This is a genomic window from Desulfobotulus mexicanus (assembly GCF_006175995.1).
GTDB classification, from domain to species: Bacteria; Desulfobacterota; Desulfobacteria; order Desulfobacterales; family ASO4-4; genus Desulfobotulus; species Desulfobotulus mexicanus.
Genome location: NZ_VDMB01000020.1, coordinates 16,428 through 30,369 on the forward strand (window position 1 = coordinate 16,428; position 13,942 = coordinate 30,369).

Here is a 13,942-nt window from a genome sequence, read left to right on the forward strand (position 1 = left end):
TGGGTGAAATATATCAGGCTGGAATCAAAAACTCCCTGCCGGAAAACCGACAGGGAGCGTATAAAAACCAACTGCACACTTATTATGGTGTGCAGGGATTATCGAGTGGCTCCCCAGCACGGACTTGAACCGCGGACCCAGTGATTAACAGTCACTTGCTCTGCCGACTGAGCTACTGGGGAGCATCTTGGTTCCACCTTGCGGTAGAACGAGGCAACTTATACGGGTTTCCTTTGGCTCTGTCAATTAAAAAAAGGTGGAAAAATATTTTTTTTATGGGTTTGTTTGCAAGTTGTTTTTTTAAAAGATTATTTTTTGATTATTTTCTTCGGTCTTGCCATATTTTTTAAAAGTAAAGGTTTCTTTTCAGGAGGCAAAACTACCGTTGCGCATGCAGAGGCTGGCTATATAAGCAGCGTACAGGAAAAGCATGAAGATTCCTTCCCATCTGTTGATGTAACAGCGTCTGCCGGTGAACATGAAAATAAAGAGCAGGATATTGGAAATAATGACAACGGCAATGTCCACATTGTTGTGCATGGAAAAGGGAAGGGCTTTGATGGATGCACTGATACCTAAAACAAAAAAGATGTTGAAGATATTGGAACCTACGACATTGCCAACAGCAATGGCTGCATTGCCTCGCCAGGCTGCCATTGCAGAGGTGGCCAGTTCCGGCAGGGAAGTGCCGATGGCCACAATGGTAAGGCCTATTATATCGTCTGCAACATTGAAATCCCTTGCAATTATCACCGCAGAATCCACAATCCAGTCTCCCCCCAGCCCCAGCCCCACCATCCCGGCGATGACATATATCCAGGATTTAAGGGGACCGTAAAAGGCTTCCGAAGGTGGTTCCAGCGGACGGTCATTTCCCTTGCTCTGGGAAAGATTGAATGAATAATAGGAAAAAATGAGAAAGAATCCCAGAAAGGCAAGGCCGTCGGTACGGGTCAGTTCATTGCGCAGGGCACCGTCAAAGAAAATATCGTTTACGGCAACTGCCAGCATGACTCCGCCAAGAAGGCTCAGGGGGATTTCTGCCCAGACAGTTCCTTTTTGTACCCTTAGTGGAGAAATGGCAGCTGCCAGACCCAGAACCAGTAGCGTATTGGCTATGTTGCTGCCCAGTACATTGCCCACGGCAATGCCGGGATTATCTGTAACGCTGGCGTAAATATTGACAAACAGCTCCGGCAGGGAGGTGCCAAGGGCAACAATGGTCAGGCCGATGACGATACTGGGAATCTGAAAACGGCGGGCAATGCTGATGGCACCATTCACAAGGAGATCGGCTCCCTTGAGGAGCAGAGCCAGGCCGATGACCAGTTGCAGATAGACCATGATACATCCTTCAGGGGAAAATCATAAGACAGCATAAAAATCCACAGCCTGTCAGATATGCTTACGGCAGGTCAAGGATTGATATTTATGCTGCGGTCCAGAAAGACCGCAGACACAAGGAGGATTCAGGGAGCCGGAAGATAGGGCGTCAGATCTTTTACATGACGTGTAAGCACGGAAAAGCCTCCGGATTCAAGGCTTTTTACCGCAGGATCCAGGTCTCTGGCCGCCACTCGCATTACAAGCTGGTATACACCGGGATGTTCTTCCACGGGCCAGGATATAAGACTTTGTATATTGATGTTTTCCGAAGACAGGATGCGGGCAATCTCCGCGAGGGCACCAAGACGGTCCCGGATCAGCACCTGAAAGCGTACGGAACCTTCGGCAATGCCGATGGCATCCAGCAGCACCTTAAGTACATCGGTACGGGTTATAATGCCTACCAGCTTTTCGTTTTCCATGACTGGCAGAGAGCCTATGCGCTTTTCCTGTATGATCATGGCGGCGCGCTCTATGGTGGTGTCCGGCGTGATCGTGACAATTTTTTTGCGCATGATCATGGTCATGGTAACCTTGCTGAGCAGGTAGTTCAGTTCATGGCTGGAAAGGGTGGTGGCGGAAGATGCCCAGTTCTGGCGGATATCCCTGTCCGAAACCACGCCCACCAGTTTTCCTTCCTTATTTACCACCAGAAGATGCTCTATGCCTTTCTGATCAATCAGCTCCCTTGCTTCGGCAAGGGGCATTTCCGGTGGAACCGTGACGAGATTTGTGCGCATGATGCGGCCGATGTACATGCAGTCCTCCTCGGGCTTTTATGTTTTTATCCCAATGGCTCGGTTTCAACCCGGACTCCAAGCTCCTGAAGCTGGGCCGGTGCCGCTGTGCTGGGGGCTCCCGTGAGCAGGCAGGCGGCTTTCTGGGTTTTGGGGAAGGCTATGACATCCCGGATGGAGGTCTGGCCGGTGAGGAGCATGATCAGGCGGTCAAAGCCAAAGGCCATGCCTCCATGGGGGGGAGCGCCGGAATTCAGCGCATCTACAAGGAAGCCGAACTTGTCTTCGTAGTCTTCACGGGACATTCCCAGTACGTCAAAGATTTTCTGCTGCATTTCAGGCTGGTGGATGCGGATGGAGCCGCCACCGATTTCATTGCCGTTCAGCACCAGATCATAGGCACGGGATTTGGCTGCAAGGGGTTCGGTATCAAGCTTTGCAAAATCCTCTTCCTGGGGTGCGGTAAAGGGGTGGTGCAGGGCCACAAGGCGTTTATTGGTTTCATCGTATTCAAACATGGGGAAACGGGTGACCCAGACAAAACGGAAGGAAGTCTTGTCCACAAGGCCAAGTTTTTCAGCCAGATGGTTGCGAAGGTTGCCAAGGGCTTCATTGACAACAGAAGGAGTGTCCGCCACAAAAAATATGATATCATCCTTTTCCATATCAAGGATGCGTGCCACTTCAGCCTTTTCATCATCGCTGAAGAATTTGGCTATGGGAGACTGCCATTCACCGTCTTCCTTCACCTTGATCCATGCCAGCCCCTTTGCCCTGTAAATGCCTACAAAGCTTGTGAAGTCATCAATTTCCTTGCGGCTGAAATTGGCGCAGCCCTTGGCATTGATGGCTTTGATCATGCCGCCTCTGGAAGCCACATCGGCAAAGACCTTGAAGCCCACGGTCTTCATCATTTCCGTGAGATCAACCAGCTCCAGGCCGAAGCGCAGGTCTGGCTTATCAAGGCCATAGCGCCCTACGGCCGTGTCGTAGTCCATGCGTTCAAAGGGTGTCTGGATTTCCATGTCCAGTACTTCTTTAAAGACAGCGGACACGAGACCTTCGCCCATGGCCATGACATCCTCTTCGCCCACAAAGCTCATTTCAAGGTCAATCTGGGTGAATTCGGGCTGACGGTCTGCCCGCAGATCTTCGTCCCGGAAGCATTTGACAATCTGGTAATAACGGTCAAAGCCTGAAATCATGAGGAGCTGCTTGAAAAGCTGGGGACTCTGGGGAAGGGCATAGAAATGTCCCGTGTTTACCCGGCTGGGCACCAGATAGTCCCTGGCACCTTCGGGTGTGCTGCGGGTGAGAAAGGGTGTTTCAATATCCAGAAAGCCCTGATTGTTCAGGAAGTTTCGGATGGCCTGTCCGGTTTTATGGCGCAGAATGATATTTTTCTGAAGATTGGGCCTTCTCAGATCCAGATGGCGGTTCTGCAGCCGTATGGTTTCCGATACATCCGCATTCTCTTCAATAAGAAAGGGAGGTGTTGCAGCGGTGTTGAGGATGCGCAGTTCCTCGGCCATAATTTCAATGCTGCCGGTTTTAAGCTCCGGGTTTGCCATACCTTCGGGTCTTTTTGTCACAATGCCCCGGATGGCAATTACATATTCCGAGCGTATGCTGTGGGCCTTGGCATGGACTTCCGGATTGCTCTCCGGATTGAAGACCACCTGGGTGATGCCTTCCCTGTCCCTTAAATCCACAAAAATAACTCCGCCATGGTCCCTTCTGCGCTGCACCCAGCCCATGAGGGTAACGCTTGTTCCGGCATCGCTGCCTCTGAGGGCTCCGAGGTGGTGGGTTCTTCGCATGTTACCGAGTATATCAGGCACGAAAAATTCTCCTTGATGAATGATCTGGAATAATAATTGAAGGATCTGTGTAATTATTCAGCACAATTTTCCTTTGGTAAATCGAATGCCTATAATCAGATGCATAGACAACCGGACCCTTTGTTCGTGACGCAATCTTATTCTTAGAGCTTCTTGCCCTGTGCGGAAGCGGCAAAAACTCCCCGCCACAGGCAGGATAAGTTTTTTGATTACCATGGCAAGCTTAAGCACGCTGCCTTTGTGGCGGCTCAGACAGTTTGCCGCTTCTTTCGCACAGGCCTTCAAAGCTCTGATCCGAAACGATTGCAATGTCACTCACAAACAGCCCGATTCTCTTTTGCTGAAACCAATGTTTTTAAATTAATACAAAATCTTGCATAAAAAATGAGCTGAATAGTTACGGATCTGTTTTTTATTCTGCTTGGGCCTGAGCGGATATTTCAAGGCTCAGAATTTCCACAAGACTGTCCAGGGGAACCGGACGCTGTTCACCTGTGGTCATATTTTTAAGACTGACCTCACCGGCTTTAAGCTCATTGTCTCCCATGATGACTACAAGGGGGGCTGCCAGCCTGTCGGCCCGTTTCATCAGGGCTTTCAAGCTTCTTCCCGAATAATCCGTATCTGCCTCAATATTTTTTTCTGCCAGTTGAAGACAGAAGTCAAAGGCCTTTTCCATGGCAATCTCTCCCATGGGGATAAAAAATACCGATGGTGCCGGAGTCTCAGGGGGTTTTGCCTGTGTTATGACTTCCACCAGTCTGTCAAAACCGATGGCAAAACCGATGGCCGGAATATCCGGCCCACCGAGGGTTTTTACAAGGCCGTCATAGCGACCTCCACCGGCAACGGCACTCTGGGCTCCCAGCATGTCCGTCTGCAGTTCAAAGGCTGTTCGGGTATAATAGTCGAGGCCCCGGACCAGACGTTTGTTGATCTTATAGTCAAGATCTCTCCGGTCCAGCTCCCTGCGGACCAGAGCAAAATGATCCGCACAGGGTGTGCAGAGCTGATCCAGCAGTTCCGGAGCTTCTGTCATGGCTTTTCTGCATGATTCATTCTTGCAGTCCAGCACCCTTAAGGGATTTTTATCTTTGCGGCGCAGGCAGTCTTCACAGAGTTCTTCTGTATGCTGCTGAATAAAGGCCTTCAGATTTTCCCTGTAAGGCGGCCTGCATTCAGGGCAGCCCAGGGAATTTATGTGGGCAGAAATGCCCGTGACACCTAAGCGTTCCATGAGTTTTGCCAGCATGAGAATCATCTGTGCATCGGCATAGGGTGAGCTGATGCCGAAGACTTCCGCATCAATCTGATAAAACTGACGGTAGCGGCCTTTCTGGGGTCTTTCCCTCCGGAACATGGGACCTATGGTATAGAGCTTTCTGATGGGCTCTGTTCCGGAAAGCTTATGCTGGATATAGGCCCTGACCACAGATGCGGTGGCTTCCGGCCTCAGGGTGAGATGATCTCCGCTTCGATCTTCAAAGGTGTACATTTCTTTTTCCACAATATCTGTGGTTTCACCGATGCTTCGGGCAAAGAGTTCCGTTTTTTCCAGGATGGGGAGGCGAATCTCCCGGTATCCGTGGCTTTCAAAAAGCCTGCGGGCTTCATTCTCAATGTGCTGCCAGAGGCTGGCCTCGGGTTGCAGAATATCTTTAAAACCTCGAATCAGTTGAATCATAGACTCCCATCCTTAACAATACACATCCCAGAAAAAAGGGCTAAAACATAAATAAAAAAAGCCTTAACCTTTTTTTCTTATCGCAGGCCCCCGAAAGCGTCAACCGGATTCCGTTTAATCCTTTGTCTTTGCCCTTGAGCTTTTCTTGCCTTGACAGGGCAGGCCTGCGGAGATAGGCACATAAAAACAGGGTTTCAGATTATAGTCGCAGTTAAAAAAAACGAAGGAGAAGGAAATGGCACCGGTAAGCACCAGACACCTGCTGAAAATGAAGACTCAGGGAGAAAAAATTGTTGCGGTTACGGCCTATGACTATCCCTTTGCCCGTCTGGCGGATGCGTCCGGAGTGGACATGATTCTTGTGGGAGATTCTCTGGCCATGGTGGTACAGGGGCAGAAAACAACCCTTCCCGTTACCATGGAAGAGATGCTTTACCATACCCGCATGGTGAGCCGGGCAGCAGAAAAGGCCCTTGTGGTGGGTGATATGCCCTTTCTGTCCTATCAGGCGGACATTGGAGAGGCTGTGCGCAATGCAGGGCTTTTCCTTAAGGAAGCCGGTGCCTCTGCCGTGAAGCTGGAAGGCGGGGCCGGTGTCTGTGCTACTATAAAAGCCATCGTGGATGCGGGAATTCCCGTTCAGGCCCACATCGGACTGACACCCCAGAGTGTCCATGCCATGGGAGGCTACAGGATACAGCGTGATGAGGAAAGGCTGGTGGAGGATGCCCACAGGGTAACGGAAGCCGGTGCTTTTTCCGTGGTGCTTGAAGGCATTCCTGCGCCCATTGCCCGTCGTATCACAGAGGAGATAGCCATTCCCACCATTGGTATAGGGGCTGGTGTGGATTGTGATGGTCAGATTCTTGTCATGCATGATCTCCTTGGCCTGAATCTGGGCTATATGCCTAAGTTTACAAAGCTCTTTGCCGACCTCAAGGGTGAAGCCGTCAAGGGCTTTAAGGCCTATGGGGATGCAGTGCGGGAAGGTTCCTTTCCCGGTCCCGAACACAGTTACGAATAATTTTTTCCGGGGGTTTGGTCCCTGTGCTGCGGGAATTGGGGTGGACAATGGCGACAGGGAGCCGAAAAACACCCTGTGTGGAGGCCGCGGTGAAGGCGGCAGAAGATCCGGCGGTGGCCGGGGGGCCTGCCAGGGTGCGGGTTCCGGTGCTGGTCTGAAGAGGGGAGATGCTTCTTCCCTTTCTCCACCGGATAAGATTCCGCCCCAGGACGGGTAAGCATTTTTTTAAGGTAAGCCCCTGAAGGGGGCCTGCTGGCAGCATCCGGAGGTTGTCTTTTGAGGCAGCCTCCTTTTTTTGTTGCAAAAAAATATGAAAGCACAGTAAAAAAGCCAGCTCTAAAAAAGAAATAATTGTTCAGCATAATTTATTCTGAAATTCCAAGCCTGTAACTGTATCAGCCTTGTCCGTTGCAAGGCACCCTGGCTGTTTGCAAGTGACGTTGCAATCGTTTCGGATCAGAGCTTTGCAGGCCTGTGCGAAAGAAGCGGCAAACTGTCTGAGCCGCCACAAAGGCAGCGTACGAAAGCCTGCTATGGCAATAAAAAAGCGCATCCTGCCTGTGGCGGGGAGTTTTTGCCGCTTCCGCACAGGGCAAGAAGCTCCCGAATAAGATTGCGTCACGGGCAAACAGCTTGGGTGCCTGTGCATCTGTCTGGCAGGTCTGGCAGGTATGGCAGGTGGAGAGTTGTTCTGAACGATGACAAAAAGAAACAAATTGCGTTTGTCTTGTTTTACCGGTGGCAGGGCTGTTTTTATAGCTGGTGAACTTTTATCTGCTGTTTTTCCGGGAGGTCACAATGGCCCTGATTCAGGAAAATCCATGTTTTGAAGAAGAAAATTTCAAAGAGTATGGAGAGGGTGTAAGGAATCTGCGTTTTGCAGATGGCCAGCTGGCTCTGGAAAAAATGGAGGAAAGGCGGATGCTCCTTGCCGCCCTTGCCGATAGAACAGAGATGGGGTGCAAGGGGACCAAGCCGGATGTATCAAGGCTTTCTCCCGGATGTGCCTGCTGCGTGGCTGGTCAGTGGTCCTGTCTTTTTATCAATGGCCTTTGCAATGCTTCCTGTTTTTACTGTCCGGCTCCCCAGAAGGAAGAGGGCATGCCTGTCACTCAGGGGCTGATTTTTACATCTCCGGATGCCTATGCGGATTATGTGGAGGCCTTTGGCTTCAGGGGCGTTGGTTTTTCCGGTGGAGAGCCGCTTCTGACTCCGGAGAGAACCCTTGCCCATGTCAGGGCTGTGCGGGAGCGCCTTGGAAATAAGGTGCATCTGTGGATGTACACCAATGGCATCCTTGTCACACGGGAAATACTGAAGGCCCTTTCCCATGCAGGTCTGGATGAGATCCGTTTTGATATAGGCGCTGTGAATTATTCCCTTGAAAAACCTGCCATGGCGGCGGAGATCATCCCGGTTGTTACCATAGAAATACCTGCTGTTCCCGAAGAAGAGGCCCGTCTTATCCTTAAAATGCCTGAAATGGCTGCTGCGGGGGTGAGGTATCTGAATCTGCATCAGCTGCGTCTTACAAAGCATAATTTTCCAAAGCTTGCCCGGAGAAACTACACCTGGATAAGGGATGTGCATCTGACGGTCATGGAATCGGAAATTACGGCCCTGCGTCTTCTGCGCATGGCAAGGGATATGGATCTGCCCTTAGGCGTTAATTACTGCAGCTTTGCCTTTAAGCACAGGTTCCAGCAGGCCGCACTGCGCAGGAAAACCTCGCCTCTGGGGGCTTTTTCCGATGAAAAGATTACGGAAAACGGATATCTGCGTCAGCTTACCCTTGAAGGGGGCAGGGCTTTTCTTGAGGAAGAGGCCCTGCGTCTGGAAAAAACAGGGGTGGATAAAGAAAGTTTCCGGCTGACGGCCATGAAGGACGGTCTGCGGGTTTCTACGGATATCATTCCTTTTCTGAGAAGAAATTTTGAATCAGGAAAGCTGCTTTACTCCGGTGTCCGCCTGATGAACCCTGAAACAGCTCCTAAGGGCGCAAAGATCATGGAAATGGGCCCTTCCTGCAGTCTGGCCCGGATGCGTCTGCCTGGTGCAGCTCCCATTGAGATGGGCAGGGAGACTCTGAATCTTTGTCTGGACTGGTTTTGTAATCCGGATACTGGAAGGCTGCCCGAAAAGGCTCTGGCCTTTGAATGTATATGTCCGGGTCTTCAGTCCTATGGATAGCATGGCTCATGGGAAAAGGCCCGGATTCAGATTGTTGCGGCGGATATTTTCCGGATCATTTCTTCAAGGCTTTCGTAGAAGGTGTTCCACTCCTTTTCGGCCATATCCCCTGTAAGAATCCATTCAAGGGCGTAGTTAAAGCCCAGATAGTCATAGGTATAAATGCCGTGTTTATCCCTGAGGGCATCAATGGCTGGTCTGCACATGAAGCTTAAGCATACAGGGCTTTTGTGGTCTTTCAGCAGGCATCCTCTGCTCGTATGGTATTCGCAGGGGCTGACACCGGAATTTTCCGGCTGGTCTGCAGGGCTGCCGTAAAGGGCTTCCCTTTTCCGGCGGAGCAGGTCAAAGGATGGGTGGTCCAGATCATAGACCTGATAGTATCTGTCTTTACAGCAGGCGGCCACGGGCTTGCCGGGGGAGGCTGCAATGAGTTTAGGGATGCATACGGCGGAACAGTAATCAAAAAAAGTATAGAAGTGGTGCAGAAGGCTTTCCGTTTTCAGATAGCGCTGCAGGCAGGCTTCGGGGTTTTTATCCATGGATTATCCTTTAAGGCACAAAGACTATTTGTTAATGACACAATACTAAACCATTGCGATGTTATTTACAAAATGCCTCTGCGCCTTTTCAATGCATATTTGTCTTATATGAAGCTTATAATGCCAACAAAACCGGGTATGGAGAGGAAAAAAACTGTTTTTCTGGGACATCAGTGGGGGAGTATCCGGAAGGCAGGGGAGATTGTCAAGGAAAAGCCTGAAAAGAGAACCCCTGAGTCCTCGGGGAGAAGGGTCTCAGGGGTCAGGGTGGAGATGGCAGGAAAATTACCCGGCTGCAGGTATGGAGGGTACCCGGCAGCCGGGTGGGGGTGGGTCTGCCACAGACTGTATGGGGAGAAAAAAACAGTCTGTGGCAGGGGGTAGGAAAATCAGGCAGCTCTGTTCTGCTGGCCGCAGCAGCTGCCACCGTTGGTGCAACCGTTTTCACATGAGCAATGGTCTCCGCAGCAGGCAGTCAGGCTCTCTTCTTCTTCCAGCTCTGCCTGGTAGGCCGACATAAGATGTGGTTTGGGTGATGTGTCTGCTTTTTCAGCAATGAAGCCTTTGCCTTTACAGTGTTCACATACGCAGCCAGCCAGAAGTATACGTGTTACGCCTGCTCCCAGAGGGATTAACTGAAAAGGGATCTTATTGTCTGCTAAATAGCCCACAAGCCATTTGACAAAAAAATCATTTTTCAGGTTAATGGATGAAAATGATCCCTGGCTTAGCTGGGTAATCATCCGTATCTGAAAGCTGCGCATCACCTTGGACTGTTTTTTAGTCATATTTTTAGTATCTCCTTTCTCTGCGTATGTGGTCCTGATCCTAAGGGCTAAGCAGCAGCTCCCACCTCATCTGCCCATGAAAGAATATCCCCTTTGGAATCTTCCGGCTCGCCGTCAATCTTAAGACCTTCAGCAATAAGAAGACCGCCGCTTTCTTTTACTTTGTCCTCAATGGCATCAACTGCACCGCAGAAGTAAATGTAGGAACTGTCACCACACCCGAATACGGCTACTTTTTTTCCTTTAAGACCGGCATTCCCGAGGGACTCATAAAAGGGGATAAAATCATCCTGAAGCTCTATCTCTTCTTCCCCCCATGTGGAGCATCCCAGCAGCACCATGTCAAATTTTTTAAGCTCGTTAATATCAGTTGCCGTTACATCTTTGCATGTGGTTGTAAAACCTTTTGAAGCCAGCTGTTTTTCAATGATGTGAGCAACGTTTTCCGTGTTGCCTGTGGAAGAACCGTAAACAATGAGGGCTGTGGTCATTATGCTGTCCTTTTCTTATTGTTTTATCTGTGGCTTTATTTTTTAGTCTTGGCGAAAATACCAAGAAGGGTTTTTTCTGTCAAGGCTTTTTTGGCGTGCCTAAAAAATATTCATAGATCTGGTAGGAGCTGGATATTATGACGCACAGGCTTATTCTTTGCACGCCATGGATGAAGAGGAAAAACGATTACCCGCAATGAGGGGCAGATCCGTTGATCCTTCATCTGAGGGAGCAGGATCTGCAGCCTTTGCCAGGGCCGATGTGATGGCGGAACGGCTGGATGAGTCCAGCATGCGCAGGCACTTCCCGTGTTTGCGGCAAATGTCCTTCACCAGACCGCAGGCTCCGTGGCTGTTGCAGTTGACGGGGCATAGGACGAGGTCTGAGCGCCGGACACGGGCTTCCAGGGTTTGCCGGCCACCATGGATACAGCCGTCATGGTACTCAAAACGACCTCCGGATTTTTCGACGGCATGGCGGTAGAGGGACTGCATGCAAGGTCTGCCGCCAACAACCAGAATGCGTTTATCTTCCAGAGACTGGATTTCTTTAGGATGTTTTTCTTTTTTTTCTGTAAATGAAAGGTTTTGCAGCCTGTGCAGGTCTTCTTTTTCTATCCGGGGCTGTATTTTCTCAGTCTCCGCATCGCAGCGGTATATTTTTCTTTCTTCTTCAAGCTTCCGTACCCTTTGTATCAGGGCCTGATTTTTTTCCTGGGCACGACGAAGCCGTTCGCCAAGGGTTTCAATGATTTCTTTGGACGTTTCTTCCTTTTCCGGTACAACTGCAGTGTATGTCTGCCTTGTATTGGCTTCTTTTTTCAGAGTCAGTATCTCCGCATGCAGAAGATCATGTTTCTGGCGTTCTTGCTTCTGTATCCGGCGTGCAGTTTCCCTTTCTTCGGCCAGAAGTTTTTCGAGTCTTGCGATGGTTCTGCGGGCTGCCAGCAGATCTCTTTTGGCTGTATGTCCAAGCATGTGCAGGGTTCCGAAGGCTTCTGCATGCAGTGATGGAGAAATATCGGATCTTGAAGCTATGATATAAAGGGGAAGCTCAAGTTCTCCGGTTTCAATACCGCTGCGCCAGAGTTTTCGGATTTCCTGTTCCGGCGTATGTAGCCATTCTCTGGCCTGGGCATCAAATTTCTTCTTCAGGAAGGTGTCTATTCTGCGGGCCACCCGAGTTTCTGTGTCAATATTTTCCATGACAGCGGCATGAAGTCCCGCAGGGCAGAGACGGCTGACGCAGATGCCTGCTTTTTTGAGCAGTTTCTGGTGGTCTTCCACGGAAAGGCAGGTACCTACCAGAGGGCATTTCATGGTCTGGGGTATTTCCCACAGGGCAAGGAAACGGGCTTTTTGGCATATCCATGTCTGTTCCGTAGAAAAGGGGACCAGAAGGGAGAGGGGATTATTCGGGGGCATGGGTGTCATGGCTGCTCCTGGGAAAGGGTTAAATTTTTCAGGCAATAATCCTATCAAAAAAAGTTTGTGTCAACTAAAAAAGTGCGCCTGTTCTTATTCGCGGGAGCATAGATGATGAAAAAATGTAATTATTCAGCACATTTTATTTTGAAAAATTGTTCATTTAATTTCAAAGTCTTGGTGCCCGTAAAAGGCAATCGGGCTGTTTGCAGGTGAGCTTGCAATCGTTTAGGATTGCGTCACGGGTAAATAGCTTTGGTGGTTGTACATCTGTCTGGCAGGTATGGTGCTTAGAAAATTGTGCTGAACAATTAGCATTTAAGGAAGGTTTTGGGCAGGGGGAAGAATGGTTTCGGGAGGAAGGTCAGTATCTTTTTCCGGCTTTTCTTTTTGGTTGAAAAAGAAAAAGGTTCGTCCCAGATCATCGCTGGTTCCGGGAATGGCGTCTCTGCCCGAGCTGCGCAGGGAAAAACCCATTCTGTCCTCGGTGGTTTCATAGTGCAGGGCGTTTCCCCAGCGGTCAATGGGCAGGTGGTATTGCGGCTGATCGGTAAACACCTGTTTCAGCCATTCGTCCATTTCCTCTGGAGCAGGGTAGATACCGGTTTCCCTGTGATGTTTCTGCAGGGCCAGAACAATTTCCTGTAAGTCCTTTTGGGTGTTAATTTCATGTAAAACATCTAAGGCAATGGCCTGAAGATGATCTGCGGTGCGGGGCCACAGTACAAAAAAGGCCAGAAGCAGTGCTGCATAGGCAGGAAAGCGTAACCATTTGATTTTTGAAGTTAAGATTTTTTTCATGAAAAAAGGATAACAGGATCTTTTTTTTTATGCCAGTAAAAATAAAAACGCCCCCGGAAGGGGCGTTCATTGTTATAATAAGAAAAGTATGAAGGGTTAAGGGTTTAAAAAGGGACAACCATTATTTTTTCGGCATCTTCTATCCTGAGGATAAGATGGTAGCCTTTTATTTTGATGGTTAGATTTTCACTTTCCTTATCCAGTTCCTCGATTTCTACCACATTGCCGGGACCTGCCTCAATTTCGTTGAGGTGGCGGAGGGCAGAAGCACGGCCTTCCATGCTGGAAAGAACTCCTTTTTCACCTATCTTCAGACGGGAAAGGGGGATGATGCTTTTTTCAGGATTCTGAATCAGATCCTTTTTTTCTTTGAGTTCATTGACGCAGTTGGAAATGCAGTTTTCACAGCCCCCGGCTTCCAGCCTTTCACAGTGGCGGCTGAACCCTTTGATCCAGTCTGATCCGCCCCTTGGACATATATCCACAAATTCCACAAATTGTATGAGACGGTCAAGAATGTTTGGGGATATGGCATGTTCCATTTTGCAGGCAGCATCTTCGGCTTCATTTTTTGAAATCAGAAGGATTTTTGTAAAAAAATCCTTGAGCGCCTCGTGTCTGCGGACCACATCCCTTGCCAGCTCTGTCCCTTTGGCCGTCAGGGTGATGAGGTCATAGGGGGCATAATTTATATAGCCCTTTTCCGAAAGGGACCGGAGGGCTCCTGTTACGGAAGAATTGTTTACATTCAGACGGTTGGCAATATCTTTAGCCCGTGCCGCCTGTTTTTCCGAAACAACATGAAAAATGGTTTCAAGGTAGTCTTCGAGACTGGCGCTAAGTTTTTCAGATTCAGACATAATGTATTTCCTGGGCTTGGATTTTAAAGTTCTTGGCCCTGGTAGCCGTAAAGGATCGTCTACGGGTGTGATGAAGGCTTGCCGATAAAACTTATCCATTTCAGGATAAGTTTTGGAAACGTGAAACAGCATCTTCGTGTTTGCCATTTTTGTCAAGCCTGAAAATGGTGAAA

At 49.5% G+C, this 13,942-nt stretch carries 13 protein-coding genes and 1 tRNA gene; 3 read left to right on the forward strand and 11 right to left on the reverse strand.

All coding sequences use genetic code 11. The features are described from left to right. Nucleotides 1–106: 106 nt before the first annotated feature. From FIM25_RS13170 to hisS, 5 genes are all read right to left on the reverse strand, one after another. Nucleotides 107–182: transfer RNA gene (locus FIM25_RS13170), tRNA-Asn, on the reverse strand. A gap of 184 nt (nt 183–366) precedes the next feature. Beyond that, nucleotides 367–1,344, reverse strand: coding sequence for a calcium/sodium antiporter (locus tag FIM25_RS13175; protein ID WP_139450137.1), 978 nt, complete (start codon nt 1,342–1,344; stop codon nt 367–369). Between the two features lie 125 nt (nt 1,345–1,469). Next, entirely contained in the window at nt 1,470–2,144 is a 675-nt protein-coding gene (locus FIM25_RS13180) for a CBS and ACT domain-containing protein (protein WP_139450140.1), read from the reverse strand. A 26-nt stretch (nt 2,145–2,170) separates the two neighbouring features. Then, complete coding sequence (aspS, locus tag FIM25_RS13185; protein WP_139450143.1) at nt 2,171–3,964, reverse strand: aspartate--tRNA ligase; 1,794 nt, start codon at nt 3,962–3,964, stop codon at nt 2,171–2,173. A 412-nt stretch (nt 3,965–4,376) separates the two neighbouring features. Further along, nucleotides 4,377–5,648, reverse strand: a complete 1,272-nt coding sequence (gene hisS, locus FIM25_RS13190) for a histidine--tRNA ligase (protein ID WP_139450146.1) — start codon at nt 5,646–5,648, stop codon at nt 4,377–4,379. A 235-nt stretch (nt 5,649–5,883) separates the two neighbouring features. Between hisS and panB the strand changes: the two genes are divergently transcribed. From panB to FIM25_RS13200, 3 genes are all read left to right on the forward strand, one after another. Then, entirely contained in the window at nt 5,884–6,672 is a 789-nt protein-coding gene (gene panB, locus FIM25_RS13195; protein WP_139450147.1) for a 3-methyl-2-oxobutanoate hydroxymethyltransferase, read from the forward strand. A gap of 40 nt (nt 6,673–6,712) precedes the next feature. Continuing rightward, the gene (locus tag FIM25_RS17135) at nt 6,713–6,889 is read left to right on the forward strand and encodes a hypothetical protein (protein WP_179953367.1); all 177 of its coding nucleotides are present in this window, start codon (nt 6,713–6,715) and stop codon (nt 6,887–6,889) included. Between the two features lie 581 nt (nt 6,890–7,470). Then, nucleotides 7,471–8,862 carry a radical SAM protein gene (locus FIM25_RS13200; RefSeq protein WP_139450149.1) on the forward strand — a complete coding sequence of 464 codons (1,392 nt, stop codon included), beginning with the start codon at nt 7,471–7,473 and terminating at the stop codon, nt 8,860–8,862. 26 nt (nt 8,863–8,888) lie between these two features. Here FIM25_RS13200 and FIM25_RS13205 read toward each other — a convergent pair whose 3' ends face one another. The 6 genes from FIM25_RS13205 to FIM25_RS13230 all read right to left on the reverse strand — a co-directional run bounded on the left by FIM25_RS13205 (nt 8,889) and on the right by FIM25_RS13230 (nt 13,769). Further along, nucleotides 8,889–9,404, reverse strand: a complete 516-nt coding sequence (locus tag FIM25_RS13205; RefSeq protein WP_139450151.1) for a hypothetical protein — start codon at nt 9,402–9,404, stop codon at nt 8,889–8,891. A gap of 389 nt (nt 9,405–9,793) precedes the next feature. Further along, complete coding sequence (locus tag FIM25_RS13210) at nt 9,794–10,192, reverse strand: hypothetical protein (RefSeq protein ID WP_139450154.1); 399 nt, start codon at nt 10,190–10,192, stop codon at nt 9,794–9,796. 47 nt (nt 10,193–10,239) lie between these two features. Next, a complete protein-coding gene (locus tag FIM25_RS13215) occupies nt 10,240–10,683 on the reverse strand; it encodes a flavodoxin (protein ID WP_139450156.1) in 444 nt (147 codons plus the stop codon). A 150-nt stretch (nt 10,684–10,833) separates the two neighbouring features. Further along, nucleotides 10,834–12,117, reverse strand: coding sequence for a DUF2325 domain-containing protein (locus tag FIM25_RS13220; RefSeq protein WP_139450158.1), 1,284 nt, complete (start codon nt 12,115–12,117; stop codon nt 10,834–10,836). 309 nt (nt 12,118–12,426) lie between these two features. Beyond that, nucleotides 12,427–12,909 carry a type II secretion system protein GspG gene (locus FIM25_RS13225; protein WP_139450161.1) on the reverse strand — a complete coding sequence of 161 codons (483 nt, stop codon included), beginning with the start codon at nt 12,907–12,909 and terminating at the stop codon, nt 12,427–12,429. 104 nt (nt 12,910–13,013) lie between these two features. Beyond that, nucleotides 13,014–13,769 (reverse strand): metal-dependent transcriptional regulator, encoded by a 756-nt coding sequence (locus tag FIM25_RS13230; RefSeq protein ID WP_139450163.1) that lies wholly within the window; start codon nt 13,767–13,769, stop codon nt 13,014–13,016. Between the last annotated feature and the right edge of the window lie 173 nt (nt 13,770–13,942).